At 42.2% G+C, this 23,685-nt stretch carries 21 protein-coding genes; 11 read left to right on the top strand and 10 right to left on the bottom strand.

The features are described 5' to 3' along the window. The first annotated feature begins 405 nt into the window (after positions 1-405). The 6 genes from GFH30_RS11430 (at position 406) to GFH30_RS11405 (ending at position 5,919) form a co-directional block, all read left to right on the top strand. The gene (locus tag GFH30_RS11430; RefSeq protein WP_153372720.1) at positions 406-2,319 is read left to right on the top strand and encodes a DEAD/DEAH box helicase; all 1,914 of its coding nucleotides are present in this window, start codon (positions 406-408) and stop codon (positions 2,317-2,319) included. A 390-nt stretch (positions 2,320-2,709) separates the two neighbouring features. Then, positions 2,710-3,528: an ABC transporter ATP-binding protein gene (locus GFH30_RS11425; RefSeq protein WP_153372718.1), complete on the top strand. Its 819-nt coding sequence runs from the start codon at positions 2,710-2,712 to the stop codon at positions 3,526-3,528. Then, positions 3,525-4,304, top strand: coding sequence for a lipid asymmetry maintenance ABC transporter permease subunit MlaE (gene mlaE, locus GFH30_RS11420; RefSeq protein WP_153372716.1), 780 nt, complete (start codon positions 3,525-3,527; stop codon positions 4,302-4,304). The genes GFH30_RS11425 and mlaE overlap by 4 nt, the downstream gene beginning before the upstream one ends. Continuing rightward, positions 4,304-4,975, top strand: a complete 672-nt coding sequence (gene mlaD, locus GFH30_RS11415; RefSeq protein ID WP_153372714.1) for an outer membrane lipid asymmetry maintenance protein MlaD — start codon at positions 4,304-4,306, stop codon at positions 4,973-4,975. Before mlaE ends, mlaD begins: the two co-directional genes overlap by 1 nt. Positions 4,976-4,992: 17 nt before the next feature. Then, positions 4,993-5,619 carry an MlaC/ttg2D family ABC transporter substrate-binding protein gene (locus GFH30_RS11410; protein WP_153372712.1) on the top strand — a complete coding sequence of 209 codons (627 nt, stop codon included), beginning with the start codon at positions 4,993-4,995 and terminating at the stop codon, positions 5,617-5,619. A gap of 12 nt (positions 5,620-5,631) precedes the next feature. Continuing rightward, on the top strand, positions 5,632-5,919 hold the full coding sequence (locus tag GFH30_RS11405) for an STAS domain-containing protein (protein WP_153372710.1): 288 nt from the start codon (positions 5,632-5,634) through the stop codon (positions 5,917-5,919). A 141-nt stretch (positions 5,920-6,060) separates the two neighbouring features. Here the strand turns inward: GFH30_RS11405 and GFH30_RS11400 are convergent, their stop codons facing one another. Next, a complete protein-coding gene (locus GFH30_RS11400) occupies positions 6,061-7,074 on the bottom strand; it encodes a CorA family divalent cation transporter (RefSeq protein WP_153372708.1) in 1,014 nt (337 codons plus the stop codon). A 153-nt stretch (positions 7,075-7,227) separates the two neighbouring features. Between GFH30_RS11400 and GFH30_RS11395 the strand changes: the two genes are divergently transcribed. Continuing rightward, positions 7,228-7,827 carry an LOG family protein gene (locus GFH30_RS11395; RefSeq protein WP_153373458.1) on the top strand — a complete coding sequence of 200 codons (600 nt, stop codon included), beginning with the start codon at positions 7,228-7,230 and terminating at the stop codon, positions 7,825-7,827. A gap of 20 nt (positions 7,828-7,847) precedes the next feature. Continuing rightward, complete coding sequence (locus GFH30_RS11390; protein WP_153372707.1) at positions 7,848-8,249, top strand: NUDIX hydrolase; 402 nt, start codon at positions 7,848-7,850, stop codon at positions 8,247-8,249. Position 8,250: 1 nt separating this feature from the next. On the opposite strand, the gene GFH30_RS11385 is transcribed toward GFH30_RS11390, so the two are convergent. Beyond that, positions 8,251-8,886, bottom strand: coding sequence for a ComF family protein (locus GFH30_RS11385; protein ID WP_153372705.1), 636 nt, complete (start codon positions 8,884-8,886; stop codon positions 8,251-8,253). After that, positions 8,873-10,918 (bottom strand): ATP-dependent DNA helicase RecG, encoded by a 2,046-nt coding sequence (recG, locus tag GFH30_RS11380; RefSeq protein WP_153372703.1) that lies wholly within the window; start codon positions 10,916-10,918, stop codon positions 8,873-8,875. The genes GFH30_RS11385 and recG overlap by 14 nt, the downstream gene beginning before the upstream one ends. Positions 10,919-10,951: 33 nt before the next feature. Here recG and GFH30_RS11375 point away from each other — a divergent pair, with 33 nt between their 5' ends. Further along, a complete protein-coding gene (locus tag GFH30_RS11375; RefSeq protein WP_153372701.1) occupies positions 10,952-11,749 on the top strand; it encodes an NAD-dependent epimerase/dehydratase family protein in 798 nt (265 codons plus the stop codon). 103 nt (positions 11,750-11,852) lie between these two features. Here GFH30_RS11375 and plsB read toward each other — a convergent pair whose 3' ends face one another. Continuing rightward, entirely contained in the window at positions 11,853-14,408 is a 2,556-nt protein-coding gene (gene plsB, locus GFH30_RS11370) for a glycerol-3-phosphate 1-O-acyltransferase PlsB (protein WP_153372699.1), read from the bottom strand. Positions 14,409-14,692: 284 nt separating this feature from the next. On the opposite strand from plsB, the gene GFH30_RS11365 reads away from it, so the two are divergent. Then, the gene (locus GFH30_RS11365) at positions 14,693-15,565 is read left to right on the top strand and encodes an acyl-CoA thioesterase (protein ID WP_153372697.1); all 873 of its coding nucleotides are present in this window, start codon (positions 14,693-14,695) and stop codon (positions 15,563-15,565) included. Positions 15,566-15,953: 388 nt separating this feature from the next. Beyond that, on the top strand, positions 15,954-17,201 hold the full coding sequence (locus tag GFH30_RS11360; protein WP_153372695.1) for a dicarboxylate/amino acid:cation symporter: 1,248 nt from the start codon (positions 15,954-15,956) through the stop codon (positions 17,199-17,201). Between the two features lie 60 nt (positions 17,202-17,261). On the opposite strand, the gene GFH30_RS11355 is transcribed toward GFH30_RS11360, so the two are convergent. The 6 genes from GFH30_RS11355 to GFH30_RS11330 all read right to left on the bottom strand — a co-directional run bounded on the left by GFH30_RS11355 (position 17,262) and on the right by GFH30_RS11330 (position 23,524). Then, on the bottom strand, positions 17,262-18,206 hold the full coding sequence (locus tag GFH30_RS11355; RefSeq protein WP_153372693.1) for a metal-dependent hydrolase: 945 nt from the start codon (positions 18,204-18,206) through the stop codon (positions 17,262-17,264). A gap of 101 nt (positions 18,207-18,307) precedes the next feature. Next, a complete protein-coding gene (gene yihA / locus GFH30_RS11350; protein ID WP_153372691.1) occupies positions 18,308-19,162 on the bottom strand; it encodes a ribosome biogenesis GTP-binding protein YihA/YsxC in 855 nt (284 codons plus the stop codon). A 104-nt stretch (positions 19,163-19,266) separates the two neighbouring features. Further along, positions 19,267-19,707, bottom strand: a complete 441-nt coding sequence (locus GFH30_RS11345; RefSeq protein WP_153372689.1) for an RrF2 family transcriptional regulator — start codon at positions 19,705-19,707, stop codon at positions 19,267-19,269. A 97-nt stretch (positions 19,708-19,804) separates the two neighbouring features. Next, positions 19,805-20,566 carry a globin domain-containing protein gene (locus GFH30_RS11340; protein ID WP_153372687.1) on the bottom strand — a complete coding sequence of 254 codons (762 nt, stop codon included), beginning with the start codon at positions 20,564-20,566 and terminating at the stop codon, positions 19,805-19,807. A gap of 153 nt (positions 20,567-20,719) precedes the next feature. Continuing rightward, positions 20,720-22,303, bottom strand: a complete 1,584-nt coding sequence (locus GFH30_RS11335) for a helicase HerA-like domain-containing protein (protein ID WP_153372685.1) — start codon at positions 22,301-22,303, stop codon at positions 20,720-20,722. Between the two features lie 18 nt (positions 22,304-22,321). Then, positions 22,322-23,524, bottom strand: coding sequence for a PLP-dependent transferase (locus GFH30_RS11330; protein ID WP_153372683.1), 1,203 nt, complete (start codon positions 23,522-23,524; stop codon positions 22,322-22,324). Positions 23,525-23,685 lie beyond the last annotated feature (161 nt).

The following is a 23,685-nucleotide window of genomic DNA, read 5'->3' as shown; positions in this document are numbered from 1 at the left end:
ATGTTCGAATGTACAAGAAGTTACATTTTTATATTTATATAAGTGTCTGATTAATATTTTAATATTTATATTAAGTGAAAATAACACTAAAACTTAATGACATTATTTAAAATTCTGCTATACTCCGCCAACGCACTTAAATTTCCGTTCTTTACCTGAACATTATCTTCTAATCATTGTATGCGCGTGCTGTCCATAGAGAGGACATATCCTTCGCGCCCCAATCGCTTAAGCGATTCCTTCAGGTTTGCGGCCGTAATCATATACGTGCGTTATCCACATCGTCGTTACTCGGATCGCTGCTGAATCCTAATTTTTCAGCTCTAATTGCTGTACCGCTTTTTGCCGATGTCCATAGTTTTATATTTATTTAATGGAGCACCCACTTTAGGGTGAACACTCTCTATGAGCAAAACTTTTGCTGATTTTTCCCTTGACGAGTCGTTAACACAGGCTCTTGAAGGTCTAGGCTTTACTACGCCAACTCCTGTACAAGAACAGGCAATCCCAGCTGCACTAGAAGGTAAAGACCTTTTAGTATCAAGCCAAACGGGTTCTGGTAAGACTGCTGCATTCTTACTACCGACTTTAAACGGTCTTGCAAACGAAGACGGTCTTGTTCCTTTCAAAGATCGCATGAAAGCGGTAACTCAACCGAATATCTTGGTAATTTCACCAACGCGTGAATTGGCACAACAAGTATGTCAAGACGCGATTGCACTTGTACGTCACATGAAGGGTGTTCGTATTGCTGCAATTATGGGTGGTATGCCTTTCGGTAAACAAATCCAACAGTTAAAAGGTGCACAAGTGGTTGTAGCGACTCCAGGTCGTCTACTTGACTTAGTAAACCGTCGTCAAATCAAACTTGATAAAGTTGATGCGTTAATCGTCGATGAAGCTGACCGTATGCTTGATCTAGGTTTCTCTGAAGACTTAGAAGCAATTGGTGATTTGGCTGCAAACCGTAAACAAACATTGATGTTCTCTGCGACATTCGCTCCACGTATCATTACACTTGCAGAACGCATGATGAATGATCCGATGCGTATTTCGATTGAAACTGGTCACTCTACAAATACTGACATTACTCAGACTTTGCATTGGACTGATGGTTTCGAACACAAGAAAAAATTATTAACTCACTGGTTAAACGAAGAAGACGTTGATCAAGCAGTTGTATTTGCGTCGACTCAAGAAGACACAGATATGTTGGCTGAAGAACTTGCTGAAGCAGGTTTATCAGTTGTAGCGCTTCATGGTGCTATGCCACAAACTGTACGTAACCGTCGTTTACGTAGTATCCGTGAAGGTCGTGCTAAGATTTTAGTTGCAACTGACGTTGCTGCTCGTGGTCTTGACGTACCAACAATTTCACACGTTATTAACTTCGGTCTTCCAATGAAGAACGAAGACTATGTTCACCGTATTGGTCGTACAGGCCGTGCTGGTCGTACAGGTAAAGCGATTACTTTAGCGACTTACCGTGAACGCGGTAAAATTCGTGCGCTAGAAGATTTCCTTGAAGCACGTTTGAACGTGTCTGAAATTGAAGGTCTTGAGCCATCTCCACCTCCTGCACGCGGTAGTCGTGATGGCGGCGGTCGTGGTCGTGACGGCGGTCGCGGTGGTCGTGATGGCGGTCGTGGTCGTGGCGGTTTCGGCGGTCGTGATGGTGGTGGTCGTGCTCGTTTCGAAGGCGAATCTAATTTCAAACGTCGTGAAGGCGGTGATGATCGTCCTAAACGTGATTTCGGTGATCGTCCACAACGTTCATTTGATGATCGTCCTAAGCGTGATTTTGGTGATCGTCCTGCTCCACGTCGTGAAGGCGGTTTCGGTGATCGTCCACAACGTTCGTTCGATGATCGTCCAAAACGTGATTTCGGTGATCGTCCAGCGCCACGTCGTGAAGGCGGTTTCGGTGATCGTCCACAACGTTCATTCGACGATCGTCCAAAACGTGATTTCGGTGATCGTCCAGCGCCACGTCGCGAAGGCGGTTTCGGTGATCGTCCACAACGTTCGTTTGGTGACAAACCACGTTCTGCAGATGACAACCGTGGTAATCGTGTAGATTACAAACCAGCGCGTGAAAATGGTTATAGCGACCGTCCAAAACGTGATTTCGGTGATCGTCCTGCTCCACGTCGTGAAGGCGGTTTCGGTGATCGTCCACAACGTTCGTTCAGCGATGATCGTCCTAAGCGTACTTTCGGTGGCGAAGATCGTCCACGTCGTAGCTTTGATGATAAACCACGTGGTGAACGTCCAGCGTTCGGCGGTGAAGACCGTCCACGTCGTAAATTCAATGACTAATTGAATTGAATAAAAAAACCAGCGGAAACGCTGGTTTTTTTTGTGCTGAATTTTTATGTCTTGAGATAAAATGTATACTGAATCATCAAAAAAATAGTTTATGATAAGTAAAAGAATGAGGCTGTCGAAGCCGATTTAAACAATAATAGAGGTTGCTATGCCTTATCTTGCTTTAATCTTGGTGTTGTGTAACGTCCTTTTTTACTTATATAACACCTTGAATTAGTACATATAATATCCATTATTTTGTGTTATTTTAGCCTCAATTAAAAACGCAACTATTTTTGCACTACATTGGATGTGCTTATCCCAAATTTATCAAAAGTAACATTTTGAACTCTAATCCTTTATAGTATGCATGCTGAAAAAAATGCAGGAATACGCTCAGCTATGAATAATCAAACATTGTTTGAGGCTCAATCATTGATTGAAGTAAAAAACTTGAGCTTTAAACGTGGCGATCGTGTGATTTATGACAACGTAAATCTCAATATTCGTCGCGGTCAAATTACAGCAATTATGGGACCCTCAGGCACAGGTAAAACGACATTACTGCGTTTGATTGGTGGGCAGTTAGTCCCCGATGTTGGACAAGTTCTATTGGATGGTAAAAATATTGCGGCAATGTCACGTAAGGAATTATTTGCCTCGCGTGCACGTATGGGCATGCTCTTCCAAAGTGGGGCATTATTTACCGACATGTCAGTTTACGAAAATGTCGCATTTCCGATTCGTGCGCATACTCAATTGCCTGAGCATTTAATTGCAGAATTGGTCGCGCTTAAACTTGAATCTGTTGGTCTGCGCGGGGCAGAGCAAATGATGCCATCTGAATTGTCAGGTGGTATGAATCGTCGTGTGGCTTTGGCGCGTGCGATTGCACTTGACCCTGATTTGATCATGTACGACGAGCCATTTGCAGGGCAAGACCCAATTGTGATGGGGGTTTTAACCCGTTTAATTCGCTCATTACGTGAAGCGTTGGATTTGACCACCATTATTGTCTCGCATGATGTGGCTGAAACCTTATCCATTGCGGATTACATCTATGTGGTGGCTGAAGGCAAGGTACAAGGTGAGGGCACACCTGAACAGCTAAAAGCGCATTCATCTGCATTTGTGCAACAATTCCTCACAGGTTCAGTTGAAGGCCCTGTGGATTATCAATTTAGTCATCAAGCCTATTTAAGTGATGAGGTGCATTCATGAATGCCATTGCCTTATTAGGTCGACGCGTTATTGAGCGCGTGCAAGGGATTGGCGTTGCCACCTTGATGTTATTACAAGTGATTTGCTCTTTGCCCACTTGGCAGGGTGTGCGTTTATTTATTTATCAAATGTACCGTGTTGGCGTGATGTCATTGCTCATCATTGTGGTGTCGGGCTTATTTATTGGCGCTGTTTTAGGTCTACAAATGTTTAGTATTTTGTCGACCTTTGGTAGTGAATCTATGCTGGGCACAGCTGTCGCTTTAACTTTGCTCCGTGAACTTGCGCCTGTGGTTGCCGCTTTACTGTTTGCTGGACGTGCCGGTTCTGCGCTCACTGCTGAAATTGGCTTGATGAAAGCCACAGAACAGCTTTCAAGTATGGAAATGATTGGCGTCGATCCACTCAAACGTGTGATTTCACCACGTCTTTGGGCTGGTATTTTTAGCTTGCCCATGCTGGCTGTCATTTTTGCTGCGGTCGGTATTATGGGAGGCAAATTAGTCGGTGTTGATTTTTTAGGTGCCGACGAGGGTGCATATTGGAGTGGCATGCAAAGCAGCGTGCAATTCTTTAAAGACGTTTTAAACGGCACTATTATTAAAAGTTTTGTATTTGCATTGATTTGTACTTGGATTGCGGTTTATCAAGGCTATGCCTGTGTACCAACATCTGAAGGGATTGCAACATCAACAACACGCACAGTGGTGTATTCGTCATTGTGTGTCTTAGGTTTTGATTTCGTATTGACTGCGGTCATGTTCGGAGGTATTTAATGAAATCACGTACGAGTGAGCTCGCAGTTGGTATATTCGTCATTCTGTTTGCTATCGCCATTTTCTTCCTTGCGATGCGTGTCAGTGGTTTGGTCGGTACAAATATTAAAGACAGTTACAGTTTAACCGCGACTTTTGAAAATATTAACGGCATTAAACCACGTGCCAAAGTAGCGATGAGTGGTGTGAAAGTGGGTCAGGTCGATTCGATTACCCTTGATCCTGTGACTCGTTTAGCGACTGTACATATGACGATGGATGGCTCTTTGACCACATTCAATGCTGAGCAATTAAAACAAGTTCAGCAAGAAGCCTTAGAGGAACTACGTTATAGCGCAGATTATCAAGCCGCGAATCCGACCTTACAAAAAGAACAAGAAAAGCAACTCTTAGAAAACATGAAATCCATCACTAATTTGGATGAAGATGCTTATATATCTGTAGCAACCAATGGCTTGCTCGGTGAAAAGTATCTGAAAATTATTCCGGGCGGTGGCTTAAATTATCTTAAACGTGGTGATCAAATCGCCAATACCCAAGGCACCATGGAAATTGAAGACTTAGTGACTAAGTTTGTCACCGGTGGTGCGGGTGAAAAAAATAAATCAGAAGAGGCATCTGCTGATGCAAACACTGTAGAAGCAGATGCAGAACCTGCATTTGTTGAATAATGATCGAGGATATTTGTGTGAAAACATTTGTGAAACAAACACTAGCTGTAGGCATTTTATCAACTGTAGTAGCGGGTAATGTCTTTGCTGCACCGACTGAAACCCCGCCTGCTTTTGTGAAAAAAGTTGCAGATAGTCTGATTGCACGTTTAAAAGCGGATCATGCAAAATTACAAGCGAATCCTGCTTTAGCGCGCTCAATTGTACGTCAAAATTTAGATCCTTATATTGATTCACAATCGTTTACTCGTATTGTGATGGGAACTTATGCGACCAATCAATATAGCTCAGCGGCACAACGTGCGCAGTTTGAAAAGAATTTCCGTGAAACCTTAATTGAAAATTATGGTTCAGCATTTGCCAAATTCAGCAATCAAACTTATACCTTGCGTCCATACAAAGCGACTGGTAGCAAAAATCCAGTGGTGACCTTGGACTTTAAACACAATGGTGAAAAAATTCCTGTTTCGTTCCAGTTGGCAGATCATGGTTCGCAATGGAAAATCCGGAATATCAATGTTTCAGGTATTGATCTTGGTTTACAGTTCCGTAATCAGTTTGCAGCAACGGTAAAGCGTAACGGTGGTAATTTAGATAAAGCCATTGCGAACTTTAAACCTGATGCTGATATCGACAAAAAATAAAAGGGATGTGCTGTGATTCAATTTTCTGATCAGGAATTGGTGGTGTCAGGCAAGATCGATTATGACAATGCCGAAGACTACTATGTAAAAGGGTTGCGTGAAATTCAGTCATCTCGCCAATTTCCAATTGTGGTCAATTTGGCTGCGCTTGAAAATGGCAGTACGTTGGCGTTGGCTGTTTTGATTCGTTGGTTACGCCAAACACCACAAGCGAAAGGCTTACAGTTCAAAGCCGTTCCTGCCAAGATGATGAATATCATACAGGCCTGTCATTTAGAAAATGATTTACAGATTATCTAAATAAAAAAGCACCGAAAGGTACTTTTTTGTTGCCTTGGAAATGCTTTATCAATTCCCTCTCCTGTTAGGAGGGGGCTAGGGAGAGGTTATGTTGATTACCCTCTCTCTAACTCTCTCCCTCAGGGAGAGAGGACTTTACTATCAAATCCATTTTTTCCATCTAAAGTAAATCAATGGTCCAATAAAGAACGCGAGCAAAATAATACCGACAATGACAAAGCTGGTTGTGCCTTGTGCAAATGGCAGTACATCGGTGTTCATACCATAGACACTGGCAACCAACATCGGTGGCGCGAGCATACTCGGTAAAATCGAGAATCGACGAATCGTGTCATTCTGTTCGGTGTTAATGAACCCTGAAGTGGTATCCAGTAAGAAGCGTACCTTTTGGAATAAAAAGGCATCATGCTCGACCAATGAGCGCACATCTTCACTCAATTCTCGAATGTCCGCATCATAGATATGACTGCCTAAAGCACGAGGACGCGATAAAAAGGTGAGTACACGGCGTAAATCAATTAAACATAGCTGTGCTTTACCTAGCATGTCTTCTAATTGCGCAAGGCGGGTAATCATGTCATCTAGATCGAGAATCTGTTCACGATGGCGGTTATTCAGTACTTCGGTGGAGTATTTCTCTAGATCCTTATGGACGTCTTCTAAAATATCTGCAAGTTCGTCCAGTTTGGCTTCAAGTAAACCAAGCAAAATCCAGGTTGGATCTTTGTAATCAATTTCGTAGTCATTGCGGCGGGCACGTGCTCTAAATGCACGGAATGCCACTAGTTTTTCACCACGTAAAGTAAACAAATGTTCCTTATGTAAAATGAAAGCAACCGTTTGTACAGTGGCTAAAATACTCGATTGATCTTCACTTTCATCATCGACTTGATAATTTTTATTTTTTGTCAAAAAGTAGGTGCTGATATGTAAAATACCATCATCATCGCGATAGAATCGCGCACTTGATGAAATGTCTTCGAGAGATTTCAGTGTCGGTAAATTTTGATCATAGGCATCTAAAATCCATTGCTGCTCTTCTTGTGAAGGTGCAATTAAATCGAGCCAAACTAAATCTTTATGTAAATCAAAGTCGCCATTAATTGTGACGTCTTCTAAACTACCGCGCTCTGTGGCGTAAAAGGCTTCAAGCATGCCGTCTTTTCTCCCTTGCGCAGTATGTAAATCCGAATGGGTGTATTTTAGACAAGGAATTGAATAAAAACACGGGTTGAACGGTTATTTTTTTAAAAAAAGTCTTAAAGTGCCATATTCATTGGCAGGCTTTGTTTGTGAGGGTGAATAATGATGAATTCTATCGCAATTTTTTGTGGTTCTGCACTAGGCTCAGATCCTATTTATGCAAAAATTGCTGAACATGTCGGGCAAACGTTAGCAGCACGTAGGCAATGTCTCGTTTATGGTGGTGGACGTTCGGGCTTAATGGGCATTATTGCAGATTCAGCTTTAGCTGCAGGTGGTCAAGTCATCGGGGTTATTCCTAAACAATTGGTCGATCGTGAGTTGGCACACCCGGGTTTAACCGAGCTTTACGTGGTTGAAAATATGCATGAGCGCAAAACCAAAATGTCTGAACTTTCAGATGGTTTTGTTGCAATTCCGGGTGGAGTAGGCACTTTGGAAGAAATTTTTGAACAATGGACATGGGCGCAATTGGGCATTCACGAAAAACCATGTGCATTTTTAAATGTTCAAGATTTTTATACCGGCTTAATTCAATTTATTCAGCACACCACAGAACAAGGTTTTACCAAAGAACGCTTTACTGAGAAATTGATTGTCAGCGAAGACTTCACTGAGATTTTGAATCAGTTTGATCACTATGCAGCACCACAAGCGAAATGGGGCATGGTTGATCAGCAAGACCTTGTGAAATCAACTGATTAAAAAAGGAACACACCTTCACAATGAAAATTATCACTGTTGCTGCAGCCATTATTTTAAATGATGCTAATCAGCTTCTGGTCGTGCGTAAAAAGAATACCGATTGTTTTATGCAAGTCGGTGGCAAGCTTGAACCCAATGAAGCCCCTGAACTGACCATCGTGCGTGAAATTAAAGAAGAGATTTGCTGTGATATTCAGATTGAATCTTTTATTGGACGATTTGAAACTAAAACCGCCAATGAGCCAGATCATCAATTGATCAGCTATGTTTATCATGTGACATTAAATCAAATGCCACAGATTGAAGCCGAAATAGCTGAAATGAAATGGATAGATTTAGATGATCAAGAAACCCGACTTGCACCGCTAACTACTGAGATTGTGATGCCTTGGGTTAAGTCTCATCTTTTGGCACAGGCTTAATTTAAATTTTTGCCCCCGCAATACAGGCAGCATAAATTTCTCGACAACCTAAGGCTTCAAGTTTGAGCTTAAGTGCGTGAATTGAGCTGCCTGTGGTGACGACATCATCAATAATCAGCACACGTCGATAACATAATTTAGACTGTGTGCTGATTTCAAATTGCGCTTCGATATCGTCCATACGTTCAAGTCGACTTAAGCCTTTTTGTGAGTGCTGTGAACGTCGGGTAATCGGCTGCCAAATTGGAACGTTCAGATGTTTAGCAACGTGTTTCGCTAAGACCAACGATTGGTTATAACCACGCTCGACCAAACGTTCTGTTGAGATAGGCATAGGCACGATCGCACTGACTTTGGGCAGCCTTAAACTGAGTAATGTCCCTGCCAACACATTTTGCAAATGTAGTTTTTGTTCATATTTAAACAGTTGAATCATTCGATCCATCGGATAGGTATAGTCACAGGCAATATGAACCTGCATTTCCTGACGTTGCACTGTGGTTTTTGCCCAAGGGAGCTGTGACCAACAATCCTCACATACAGAATGAATGTGCTGATAATCACTACCACAGAGTTGGCAAGGCTGTAACTGCTGCAGCCAAGTTTTCGCTTGCTTAATTAAATTAGACATAGGCATAACGTGGAGCTTCCGGTAACCAACGTTTTAACAGCGCTTCAGCTTGATTTGGATAATCTTTTAACATTTGCTGTGCGACATAATGTGCTTGATTAAGCAGATGATCATCACGTTCAAGCTTAGCAACACGAAAGTTCATATCACCCGTTTGCTTAGTCCCCAATAACTCACCCGGTCCACGAATTTCTAAATCCTTTTCTGCAATTAAGAATCCGTCATTGGTTTCACGCATAATGCGTAAACGCTCTTGTCCATTTTGTGACAGGGGATGCTTATAGAGTAGGGCACAGAAACTCGCGGTTGCACCACGACCGACTCGACCACGTAACTGATGCAGTTGTGAGAGACCTAAACGTTCCGCATTTTCAATCACCATAATAGACGCATTAGGTACATCGACACCAACTTCAATCACCGTGGTTGCAATCAGAAGCTGTAATTCATTATTTTTAAACTGCTGCATCACGGCTTGCTTTTCATCGGCTTTCATTTTGCCGTGTACTAAGCCGATATTTAAGTCGGGGAAGCGTTCCTTAATTTCGGCAAAAGTGGCTTCAGCAGCTTGTGCATCTAAAGTTTCAGACTGCTCAACCAAAGTACAGACCCAATAGGCTTGTTTACCTTCGGCACAGTTGCTTGCGATGCGTTGTAAGACTTGTTCACGACGTTCGAGTGGGATGGTCACGGTTTGAATCGGGGTTCGACCCGGGGGGAGTTCATCAATCACTGAAGTATCAAGATCACCATAAGCCGACATCGCAAGCGTGCGTGGAATAGGGGTTGCTGTCATTACCAATTGATGAGGTGACATGCCATTTAAGCCTTTATTTCTTAAAGCAAGACGTTGATCAACTCCAAAGCGATGTTGTTCATCAATAATCACCAAACCAAGTTTGGCAAACCCAATACTGTCTTGGAATAAGGCATGTGTGCCGACCACCATATGCGCAGATCCATCATGAATCATCTGTTCTGCGGCAGCACGGGCTTTGCCTTTTTGCTTGCCAGACAGCCAAGCGATATGTAACCCCAAAGGCTCAAGCCATTTTTTAAAGTTTAAATAGTGTTGCTCGGCAAGAATTTCGGTCGGTGCCATCAATGCCACTTGCCAACCTTCTTCTAAGGCATGACAAGCTGCAACCCCTGCGACTAAGGTTTTACCTGCACCGACATCGCCTTGCACTAAGCGCAGCATCGGTTTGTTGCCTTTTAAATCCTGCGCAATTTCTTTCGATACCCGTTTTTGTGCACCCGTCATTTCAAAGGGTAAAGTCGCTAATAATTGTTTGGCAAAGTTTTGGCTTGGCGTAAATGAAGGCGCTTCAACTTGCTGCACATAAGCACGGCGGGTCAATAAACTAATTTGATGTGCCACCAACTCTTCAAAGATTAAACGTTGCTGTGCAGGATGTGAGCCTTGTGCAAGCTGCAACATATTGGCATCCACAGGTGGATGATGAATATATTCAAGGGATTGCTTTAGTGCATAACCATTGGTGAATTTTTTGGGTAACAGTTCAGGTAGGTCGTTACTGTATTGTGCTAAGGCTTGCTTAATATATTCACGCAATTTGGGTTGCGTTAAGCCTTCGGTTGCAGGATAGATTGCGGTAAGTTCGGTTTGTGGTAATGGCGTATGTTCAGTAATGACCTGTAACTCAGGATGATACATTTCTAAACCACGTGCCCCGACACGGACTTCGCCAAAAATACGCAGCCGAGCACCGAGTTTACAACGATCCGTAATGCCTTTATAGATATGATAAAAACGTAAGGTGACCTTGCCACATTCATCATCTAAAAGCACCGCCATGGACTTACGTTTGCCGGGCGGAAAGTCCACACCTTTGACGATCCCTTCAAGCAAATAGCTACGTCCCACGGTCAATTGATTCATAGGAATGATCGTGCTACGGTCTTCATAGTCACGTGGTAGATGAAAAAGCAAATCATCAGTATTAAAAATGTTTAGTTTTTCGAGTAAAGCAGCTGCGGCATTGCCGACGCCTTGTAACTGATGAACTGCAGCCATATCCCCTCAACTCAAGTCAGTGATTCGGTGCGAATGCGTATTTTATTTATTGGTTATGGTAAAACATCTCAGCGTGTTGCTAAACATTTATTTGAGCAAGGACAACAAATTAGCACAATTAGTCAAAGTGCTAAAACAGATGTGATTGCCTCTCATCAAATTCAAGATGTGCATCAACTTGATTTATCCAATCATGCACCGATTGATTGGGTCTATATTTTACTTAGTCCGAAGCAGAGCACCATTCAAGATTATCAACATACTTATCTCGATTCTGTGCAACCGATTCTTCAAGCCTTAAAGCTTCATCCTGTTCAACGGATTGTAGTGGTGTCATCGACGCGTGTGTATGGTGAAAATGCAGGGGAAGATGTAGATGATGAAACACTTGTTCAGCCCACTGATGCACAAGGTGAAATTTTACAGCATATGGAACAAGCATATTTAACCGCATATCCTGAACGATGCACGATTATTCGTCCAAGTGGAATTTACGGAACTTCAGTCACGCGATTAAAAAACATGGCGATCAAGAGGCAAAGTTACCCAAATCTGCATTGGTCAAATCGAATTCATATTGAAGATTTATCACGTTTCTTGTCACAGATGATTCACGTGGAACATCTGTCTGCTTCTTATATTTTGAGCAATAGTGATCCCAAATTATTGCATGAAATTCTACAGTGGTTTCAGCAGAAAATGGATGTCCCTATCTTAAATGTAGAGAGTGAACATGTGACAGGGAGAAGGCTGTATGCAAGCAGAATGCAGCAGATGGGATTTCACTTAGAGCATCAAGATTGTTTTGAGGATTATTTGAAACTTATGTAAATAGACTTCCTCTCCCTATGGGAGAGGGTCGGGGTGAGGGCTTTAAGTCAAAACCTACTTCTCCCTAACTCTCTCCTTAAAGGAGAGAAGGAATCTTAAGCTTTTACTTCTTCTTCCGCTTTTGGCTTTTCTTCGCTTTTGCAGCAGCCAAGGCTTCTAACGCTTCTTTTAGCTCTTCATCGGTAAATGACGTGATGTTATGCAGCATTTGGAGTTTGACTTCATCCAATACCAAATCTGCATATTTTGCGATATTGCTAAAGTTTTCATCAAACACAATCGCGTTGTCTTCATTGGTACGGATATATTCTTTCTGAGTCAGCACCTTAATAAAGGTTTGGAATAATGCCTTATCAAAGAATTCTGGTGAATTAAACTCATATAACACCGATAGGCGCTGACCGACCAATTGACTGAGCTCTTCAACTTGGCGTGTCGACATCATGCCTGAACCACGCTGTGTAATGAGTGCAAGTGTCATGTAATAACGCTCAATACTTTGCATGACAGGCGCAGCAAGGACTTCTAACTGATGATGCGCTTCACTGTTTGGTGTTGGTGCAACTAAGTTTTCACCTTCAATTGAAATCAATTTTGCCGCAGTCAATGCATCAATATACGCATTCACTTGTTCTGAGATTTCATCTTCACGCCATTTTAAGAACAGTTCAGCCTTCAAGAATGGATATAGCGTACAGCTCATATTCACAACATCTTGACGACGAATGATGCCATTGTGATTGACGAGTGCTGCAACCAAAGAAGGTACAACGAACGCATGCAAAATGTTGTTGCGGAAGTATGTCAATAGAATGGCTTGACCATCTTCAATCGCAATAATATCGCCTAAGACATGATTCACACGTTTAATGTGCTTCAGTTTTAAGGCATAGGCAATGATTTCTTTGCCTGACAACGGCGTAACTTGCATACGGTTATCGTATGGCAACGAAAGTAACAGGTTGCGATAGGTATCAAGCTGCTTGATACAAATTTCTTCATCAAGCGTATGTTTAGGTGTCGCTAATAAAATCAATGACAACAGTGAAATTGGATTGATCACCGCAGCACGGTTAATATTTTCTAAAATGGCTTGAGCTGAACTATTGACGGCATCTGAAACAGCTTGTGGAATTGGATCGTCATTTTTTTCAATTTTGATATTTTCAGCACCGTGCTGTTTTAAAATATCATCAAGGAAAACAGGCTCACCAAAGTTCAAATGTACTTTACCGAAAATGCGCTCAATTTTACGTAAGGTTTTAATAATCCCGAAGATGGATTCGGCTTCTTTTTCTTTCCCGTTCATTTCACCGACATAAGTGCCACCTTCCATCAGGCGTTCATAGCCAATATAAGTCGGTAAGAATACGATCGGTTTTGCCTTACCACGCAAATGACCATGTACCGTCATGGCAAGCATGCCTGTTTTTGGCGGTAATAGACGCCCTGTACGTGAACGCCCACCTTCAATAAAGTATTCAAGCGGATTATTGCGCGACAATACGCTATATAAGTATTCTTTAAACACTGTGGTATACAGGGCATTACCGCGGAAAGTACGACGAATAAAGAATGCACCACCACCACGTAAAATCTGCCCGACAAACGGCATATTTAAGTTATCACCTGCTGCGATATAAGGCACCATCAAACCACGGCTATAAATCACATAAGACAACAATAAATAATCGATGTGACTGCGATGACATGGGGTATAGACAATCTCATAATCTTTTGCGAGTTCACGTACCGTACTGAAGTTATGTACTTCAACGCCGTCATAAAGCTGTGTCCACAGACGATTTAGTAGCTTATCGGCAAAACGAACGGTGGAGTGTGAATAGTCTGATACGATTTCATTCAGATAGCCAATCGCACGACGTTCTGCTTCAAGCATGCTAATTTTACTACGAATGCTTTCATTGCGAATCGCGGCTTGCACATCAACTGATTTAATCAGTCCATGCATCACATTACGACGGTCGGATAAATCGGGACCGAGCACCACTTCACGTTGACCATCTAAGTAGTCATTTAGTGTGCTAACAATATAAGTGGCAGGCGATGAATTCGGGTGCGTGTTTTTGGCATATTGAATTAAGGCGCGTAAGGATTGTGCCTTATGAAACTCTAAATGGGATTGACGACCATGTAAGCCAATATTCACCAATTGTTTCACACGACTTGGGGTTGACCATGTATCGGTAAAGAGTAATTTAAACCAAGAATCTTCTTTTTCAGGATCACGTCCCCAAAGGACAGTGACTGGAATCAGTTCGACATCTACATCTGGATTTTTTTCTAAAATTTCAATTAAACGCAATAAACGCGGTGGAAATGCATGCGGTGGTGTGCTGAGTAAATTATTTTCATCACGATGTTGTAAAAACAACACTGATGCTTTTTCTTGATGTGGACCCAAATGCATTGGATCGAGTGCAGCAGGCAGTTTTAAGCGACGTGTTTCCCCATCGACCACCAAGGCATTACTACGTGAGTGGTTTTGCAAAACATAGCAGACCACTTTTTGTTTTGGTTCAGAAGCTGCAGCAGGTGCTTCAGTTGGTACTTCCCCCAAAACGTGAGGGGTAACCACAAGATCAAGCATCTTACTTGATAACTTGCGATACATTTGACCAAAGCCACTCTTGGACATACAAACTCCTAATTTTACTGACCAAAACAACAGAACTGCTGAGGGGGAATTATTTTGCGTGATTCTGGTTAAAAACAATATGTCATTTTCTGACAAATTCACAGAAGATGTTTGATTTTAGCTTGAATAATGGGGTTTTTTCTAGAAATTTACAATTTCACTATGACAGCGCAGTCAATCTAACTTTAGTGATTTAGTCAGATTTTATGGCAGAATATAGCGATTGAATAAATAGATTTTTATTCATCCATTTTGGATATCCCGCATTTCGAATAGGTTGTGTTATGAATGCTTTAACCCAAGAGTTGGTCGATTTACTCAGCTTGGAAAAGCTTGAAGAAAATATTTTCCGTGGACAAAGCCGTAATTTGGTCGGTAAACGTGTCTTTGGGGGGCAGGTTCTGGGTCAAGCATTACGTGCAGCCTCTTATACCACAGATCGTCCCGCGCATTCTTTACATGCTTATTTCTTATATGGCGGTGATGTGAATGCACCGATTGTGTATGAAGTCGATCGTATTCGTGATGGTCGCAGCTTCGTAAGTCGTCAAGTGCGGGCGATTCAGCATGGCAAAACCATATTCATGTGTATGGTGTCATTTGCGGAGCCTGAAGAGGGTCTCAACTATCAAATTTCTGAACCTGAATATCCAGCAGTTGAAACTTTAAAAAATGAAGCTGAACTAAAAAAACTGATGGTCGAGTTTGTACCTGAAAATGTCCGCGCATCATTTATGCGGGATCGTCACGTTGAAATTCGTCCAGTCATGCCAGTGAATCCATTCCAACCACAGCCTGAAGCACCGAATTACGCACATTATATTCGTACGCATGACAAAATTGCAGCCGATGTGGATGAAGTCTCTTTACATCAAGCAATTGCTGCATTCTATTCAGATTTTACTTTAATGACCACAGCATTACGCCCACATGGTCTGAGTTATATTTCACCAAGTTTGCAGTGTGCGAGCATTGATCATGCGATGTATTTCCATAAGCCATTCCGCGCCGATGAGTTCATGCTCTACGATATGGATGCAACGGTCAGCGCAAGTTCACGTGGTTTGAACTTCGGACGTATGTGGCAAAATGGTGAATTGGTGTGTAGCACCACACAAGAAGGTTTAATTCGCTTACGTGAAATTGAAACCCAATAAATTAAAAATGAAAAAAGCCGAATTTGATATTCGGCTTTTTTTATGCGCAGTCAAAAAATTAGTGACAGTGCGGCACATCATTTGCTGAATGTTTGTGACAGCCTTCTTTGCCTTGTCCATTATTGCTCGATGAGTGTGCAAAAGTTTGTCCAATGCTACATAAGAGTGCAATTGCCATGATGAAGTGCTTCATAACGATCTACCAACTTAAAGATAAAATGAATCTATGTTTGGATGAAGCACAAAATATGCCATTTCATTGCAAATCATGCATGTACATGGTGCATATGTACATTTTTTAGCTATGGGTTGAGTAAAAAATAACTCGATTATGGCTGATCATCATGGCATAGTGCCAAATAGTTCCGATCTTTAAAATGCCTAGAATATGAGCTTAAATACCCAGATTTTAATTGCCGCCATTTTGGGTGTGCTGTTTGGTTTTATCCTAACTGTTTTCCCAGACACTGCATTTTTCTCTGCCAGTTTGTATGGCGTTAGCATTGCCAGTAGTGTGTTTATTGGTTTGCTCAAAATGATTTTGGTGCCGCTGATTTTTACCTCCATTGTCGTTGGTGTTTCTAACTTACAGTCGGGCGGACAACTTAGTCGTACTTGGAAAATCACACTGATGTGCTGTGTGACCACCACAACTTTAGCCCTTATTTTAGGTTTAACCTGCGCGCATCTATTTGGTGTGGGCAAAGGTGTAGATATCGTCATGTTCCAAGATGCGATGTCACAACATCAAACCCCTGATACCTTAACGCCGTCTTCTTTCTTTACCAATTTCATTCAAAATACCTTAATCAATCCGTTTAAAGCCTTTAGCGAAGGCAATGTGCTTGCGGTTGTGGTGTTTGCTTTATTCATTGGTGTGGCGTTGGTTGCAGGTGGAGAAAAATTCACAACAGTGCGCAAAATCAGTCATCAACTGTTCGAGATTATGATGTTGATGATCGGTTGGATCATGAAGATTGCACCGATTGGTATCTTTGCTTTATTGGCGAAGTTGGTTGCAACTGAAGATGTCTCTGTTTTAAGTCGTTTGGCTGAATTTGCTGCTGTGGTTACAGGTACTACCATTTTTCACGGTTTAGTCGTGTTACCGCTGTTGTTATGGGTCTTTGGTAAAATGAATCCGTTGACCTTCTTTAAAGGCACGCGTTCAGCGCTAATTACAGCTTTCGCAACTAGTTCAAGTTCAGCGACGATGCCACTCTCTATGAAATGTGCGCAAGAAAATCTTGGTGTACGTCCGCAAACGGTGGGTTTTGTCATTCCGCTTGGTACGCAATTGAATATGGATGGTACTGCGTTGTATGAAGCCGCAGCGGCATTGTTTATTGCTAACTTAATGGGCTTGGATTTAACCTTAGGTCAACAGTTGGTGGTGTGTGCGACAGCGATGATTGCGTCCCTAGGGGCACCGGGTATTCCAAGTGCAGGAATGGTCACCATGATTATGGTCTTACAATCGGTAGGCTTGCCCGCAGAGGCAATTGCAATTTTACTGCCAATTGACCGATTACTCGATACCGTTCGGACGGTGGTGAATGTGCAGGGCGATATGATGATTTCAGTGGTGGTGGATCGTTATACCCGAAAAGCTGAATTAAATTCTGAAGCCAGTTGATCAATATTCAATAGTAAAAAAGCAGGCAATCAAGCCTGCTTTTTTATGTAAATTTTTTGTCTAAGCAATTTTTAATAAAGCGCGCTTCGCAGCTGGCGACTGATTTAAATAATTTAAAGCATCTTCTGTGCTGGCTTCATGCACAGGGTCATACCAAGGCATTAAATAACCCAGTTGTTGTGAAACCAACCATAACGGATGCGGCATAATTTTATGGTCTTTCTTTGCAATTCGCGACCATTCACGCCAAATCCAAGGTTTATAAACTGCGGGTTTAATCGATTTATAACGTGGATCTTGCGACATTAAATGTGCAGCACCATCTACCCATAATCCAATCACGCCAATAATCACCGCAACACTTAAATAATAACGGGCGATATATGTACCCCCTAAGTGACGATACAGATCAAATGCGACGGTACGATGCTCAATTTCTTCCGCACCATGCCATTTAACCAAATCGAGCATGGCAGGGTCAGCACCGAGTTTTTCCCATTCCGTGTTATAGAGTACGTATTTTCCCAAGACGCAGGTCATGTGTTCTACGGTGGCAATAATACCTAAGCGAAATAAATCCCATTGATGTTCAAGCACTTTAGGCACATTTAAGCCCAAAGGTTTATCTGCCAAGATTTTGTTAAATAACACATCCATGATGCGTAAGTTACGTTGAATATCAATATTGCGGACCGATAAATATTCTTTGTTGGCGGAGACATGTGCTTGCGCATGCATCGCTTCTTGGCGAATAAATGCTTTCACATCAGCGGCAAGTTTTTCATCTGTGATTTGAGGTAACACTTTGTTATAAAGTCGGCAGAACCAAAATTCACCCGCAGGTAAAATATTATTAATTTCATTAATGAAATAACTGGAAAATGGGTGATTGGGAATCCAATCAATAGGGGTGTCCTGCCATTCGAATTTGACTTTACGCGGTTGAATAAAATAATTAATCGAAGAACCGATTTTTGTTTTTTTTAAGCGAGAAAGTAGAGCCATTACGATATCCATCATCTGTGCATGGCTACAGTATTAAAAAAATGTCCCCGAAAGCTTTAAGCAATAGGGGACATTAATTTGTCAATTACATCACAAAATGTTTAATTTTGTTCGTTTGATTGCACTTCGTTTTGCTCTGAAGCGCTTTCAAGATCCATTTCTGAATCATCGTCAGTGTCTAGATCAATGTCATCTTCACTGACTTCAGGAATCGCAGAAAGATTGTATTCAACTTGCTGACCCAAAGTGAAGTTCAAACGACCACCCATGACACTTGCAAGTTCTTCCAAACCTTCTTTGTTCATAGATGAGAACAATTGAATAGAGAAGTTTAGCTTCATTTTTTTCAATGCCGCTTTCACTTCTTGCAATGCTTTAGAGGCAGGACCACGATTCAGTTTGTCCGACTTGGTTAAAAGCACATGCACAAACAATTGACGTGAATACGCCCATTCCAACATCATGACATCGAAGTGTTGTAACGGATGACGAATATCCATCAATAACACCAAGCCTTGTAAGCTTTCACGATGAATCAAATAATTCTCAAGTTCTTTTTGCCACACGATTTTCATCGCTTCAGGTACAGCCGCATAGCCATAACCGGGTAAATCCACCAAACGTTGGTTTGGATTACCGAGGCTAAAGAAGTTAATCATTTGGGTACGACCCGGGCGTTTTGACGCACGTGCCAATTGTTTTTGATTGGTGAGGGCATTAATCGCGCTTGATTTCCCCGCATTTGAGCGACCGGCAAAGGCAACTTCAAAACCGGTATCTTCCACACATAAATTCAGTTTTGGTGCGCTCATTAAAAATTCAGCTCTGCGAAGCCAATTCAGAGCTTGTACCGAATATTCAGTCACGGCGGAATCAACGGCTTTGGCATAGCTGATCTTTTGCTTAGGCGCGTTTGCCGTTTTACTGTTTTTCGATTTTCCTCTGTGCTGGTGCATGACTCAACTTCAATAACTAATTTACAAGAAGCTATTATAAAGGAAGTCGTGCAGGCAAGCGAACTTTGTCAGCAAGATAGAGCCGCTGATATCAAACAGATGTATTAAAGATTAAGAAGTGGAATAGACGATGATGCGTTGCTGTGTAGATGAATGGGTTGAATGACATCTTGAAATTGATATTGATCTAGATGGTAATAAAATTGCTCAAGTGCTTGATCTAATATTCCTTTTAACCCGCAATGTGTGCGTAAAACACAAGGTGGGCTGTTGCATTCCACCACGTGTTGATCCTTTTGTAAAATGCGTACAATGCCGCCTAATTTTTGTTTGAGTAATTCTGGATTTAAACGAATCCCACCGCCTTTTCCGCGTGTGGTGATCAACCAATCTTGCTTTGCCATAAAATGCACAATTTTCATGGCATGATTTTCAGATACGTCTAAGCGTTGTGAAAGCTCTGCAATGGTATAAGGCAACTCGCGAGGTTGAGCCACGTACATCAAAATACGTAAAGCGTAATCTGTGAATTTATTCAGTTGCATAGCACGAGCAGGGGAATGGTTGTGGTGCTATCTTAGCATTGAAAGTCCCGCGAACGGAACTTTCGGTATTAGCGTTCAATCTTTTGAATGACAAGAATTAAAGTGTGCTCGGTGCTGATACTTCTACAAGATCACCGACTTTATAGTGCTGTAGCAACGCATTATTGACTGAAAATGCTGTTGGATTTTCTTCCGCTTTTACGACAATTTGATATTGCTCGGCTTGATCAGTATCAAAGGTAAATTGCTGTGGTTGATATAAATCTTGGTCCGCTAGTTTCACGCGAACTGAGATAAACTCACCGGCTTTAGCGGTTTTAATCGCGGAGTGATCTTTGGCTTTTAATGTGAATAATTGAGCTGCATCTAAGTTTTCAATGGCTGTGATTTCAAATTCACGCCAACCCGTCCAACCGCCATTTTCAGTGTTTAACGCAGCATATTTTGCTTTTTCCACGCCAATGAGTAAATCAGCCAATTGCATATACGCTGCTTTCCACGCTGCGATTAAATCGGATTCCATTGGCACGTCTAAAACTTCACTGATTGAATGCAGTAAGTGTTCACCCACGATTGCATATTGCTCAGCTTGAATGTTGAGGCTGACATGCTTAGTGGTCATGCGTTCGACTGCTTTGGCAAGCACGGTTGGATTTTCAATATGTTCTGCATAAGCCAATACCGCAGCAGCCAAGGCACGCGGCTGACGACCTGTTTCTTGATGATCCATATTGAAGGTATTTTTCAGCTCAGGATGATGCTTGAGCATGCGCTGATAAAAATAAGTGGTCAGTGCGACACCACTTTCACGTAATACAGGAACAGTGGCTTTGACCAATTCAATATGTTGCGGAGTCATGGGAGAGGCTCAGACTTGATGTAAGATGTATTTAAAATACATCTTTAGGGTTGGCAGCGCAATATAAACCCATAAAAAAGTTATGGGATATAAAAATATCCCATCATAAATATGAAAATGATCGGAAAAGGTCAGAAAGATGTCTGAGTTGAGTTACCTTTTTCCAAACAAGGAACCTAACAGACCGCGTACGATTTTTTGTCCAGTCGTACCGCCAAGGCTACGTGCTGCACTTTTGGCAAAAGTACCGACAGTGTCCTGAATTAGTTTTTCACGCTGTTTGGCGGCGCGTTCGGTTTGCTTTTGTTGCTCACGGGCAAGACGTTCTTGTTCACGTGCGTGTTGTTTGGCAAGCGCTTCTTGTTCTTTTGCCACTTGCTTGGCATAGGCTTCTTCGGCTTTGGCTTGTTGTTTTGCAAGTTCAGCTTGCGCTGCATGTTGTTGGCGCTGTTCGATTTTTTGTTGCAGCATTTCAAAGGCACTTTCCCGATCAAGAACTTGATCATACACACCTGCAACTACGCTTTGCGCCATGAAGGCACGTCTTTCTTCAAGTGAAATAGGGTTAAAGGAGGAATAGGGTGGCATTACCCAACCACGTTCGACCATTTGAGGTGTGCCTTTTTCATCGAGGCAACTAATTAAAGCTTCCCCGACTGCGAGTTCGGTAATGGCATCTTGCACTTTAAATTCAGGATTGGGTCTAAAGGTATCGGCTGCGGTTTTGACTGCTTTTTGATCTTTGGGTGTAAAAGCGCGGAGGGCATGCTGTATACGGTTACCCAGTTGACCGAGCACGCTTTCAGGAAGGTCGAGCGGATTTTGCGTGACAAAATAAATCCCTACACCTTTAGAACGAATCAGGCGTACTACTTGTTCAATTTTTTCTTGTAGCGTAGGGCTGGCATTGTCAAAAAGCAGGTGTGCTTCATCGAAGAAAAACACCAGTTTTGGTTTATCTAAGTCACCGACTTCGGGTAGTTGCTCAAACAGTTCCGACAGCATCCAAAGTAAAAACGTCGCATAGAGTTTTGGGGTGTTCATCAGCTTGTCAGCAGCCAATAGATTGATATGACCGTGACCTTGGGCATCAGTTTGAATAAAATCCATTAAATCGAGTGCAGGTTCACCAAAGAATTGATCGCCACCTTGATCGGCAAGCGCAAGTAAATTGCGTTGAATTGCACCTAAACTCGCCGGTGATAAATTGCCATAATCGGCTTTAAACTCTGCTGCATGCTCGCTGACATAGCTGATCATGGCTTTTAAATCTTTAAAGTCGATCAGTAGTAAGCCTTGATCATCGGCAATACGGAACACAGCCGATAACACACCTTCTTGGGTGTCATTCAGGTTGAGCATCCGTGCAAGCAGCAGTGGACCAATTTCGGAGATCGTGGTGCGAATCGGATGCCCTTGTTCACCAAATAGATCCCAAAACACCACAGGGAATGCTGCAAATGGAATCGAGTTGATATTGAGGCTTTTGATCCGTTCCTCAAATTTAGGATTGCTTTCTCCGGCCTTAGCAAGACTTGATACATCGCCTTTGGCATCGGCTAAAAATACGGGAACACCAATACGTGAAAAACTTTCTGCCAAGACCTTTAATGTGACGGTTTTACCTGTGCCTGTCGCGCCGGCAATTAAACCGTGGCGGTTGGCAAGCTCAGAATGTAAAACGATCTCTTGTTTGGTATCTGTGGTTTTTTTAGCAATAACGAGTGGTGTTCCCATAGTTTCACCTATTTTGTTTTATTCAATTTTTTGTTGATGCATGTGTTGTAAAGCGTTTTGGATATCTTGTATTAAATCGTCAGGATGTTCTAGTCCTATACAAAAACGAACCAGTAATCCGTCTTGTAAATGTGAATGCTCAAGTACACGCATATCTTTTAAGTTATACAGCATCACAAGGCTGACAGGACCGCCCCAACTAAAGCCAAGTTTAAATAGCTGTAGCGCATCGCAGAAGTTGCGAATGTCTTGCATATTGTATTGCGTATTAAAGATTACGCTGACCAACCCAGCACTATGACCTTCCTTGCAAATTTCTGACCAATAGACATGACCGGCAGAATCGACATCGGCAGGGTGTAACACTTGCACAAATTCAGTTTGTTGCTTTAACCAATCTTTCAGTTGTAAGGCACTTTTAGATTGATTTTCATAACGCAGTTGCATCGATGCAAGACTGCGTTGTACTTGAGCCACATCATCACCTGATACGCAAATGCCCTGAATGGCATGCATACGGAACAGTTTATGATGCAGCTTTTGATCACGTGTCACCACGGAGCCCATCAAAATATCACCACCGCCACTTGGGTATTTGGTCAGGGCATGCACAGTGATATCCATGCTTAAATGTTCATTGCCAAAGTCAAAGGCATTAAAGGCAAGTCCTGCGCCCCACGTATTGTCTAAAGCTGTCAGCATGTTATGCGCTTGGGCTTTTTTAACGAGTCCTGTTAAGTCTGGAAATTCTAAGGTGACAGAACCGGCTGCTTCGAGCCAAATCAGTTTGGCGTTTGCACTTGGGGTAAAGGTGTCGACATCAATTGGGTTGTAGACTTTGACTGTAATGCCATAGCGCGTTTCTAAGTTACGCAGATGCTCCATGTTAGGGCCATAAATGTTATCTGCGACCCATACTTCATCGCCTTGGCTTAAAAAGCAGGAGTTCACCAAGTTAATCGCTGATAAACCACTTGGTGTAAGTAGGCAATATTTCCCACCCTCGATCTGCGCGATGTTGTCACCTAGGGTAAAGGTAGTGGGTGTGCCATGTGTGCCATAACTATAGTCATAGGCATCCGTCCAATGGCGATTAAATAGGGCATCGGTGTTGTTAAAAATAATGGTCGATGCACGATAGAGGGGAGGTTGTACTGTAGAAATAAATTGAGGGGCTTGTCGTGGTGCATGAATAAGGGCAGTTTGCGATTTTATTTTCATAGCAATGCGTTTATATGTAATTAAATATTGCACTACTTTAAGAGAATCAAGCCATTCCTGCTAGATACGTATTGAATTGTTTAAAATCCTTATATAAATAAAAAGTTGGCTTCATTTTTGCAAAACCTAAGCATATAGAGATAACAATAGGTTTTTCGCGC

The organism is Acinetobacter wanghuae, from assembly GCF_009557235.1.
GTDB classification, from domain to species: Bacteria; Pseudomonadota; Gammaproteobacteria; order Pseudomonadales; family Moraxellaceae; genus Acinetobacter; species Acinetobacter wanghuae.
The sequence above is the reverse complement of the archived record's forward strand: the minus strand, read 5'-3'. Positions and strand labels throughout refer to the sequence as shown.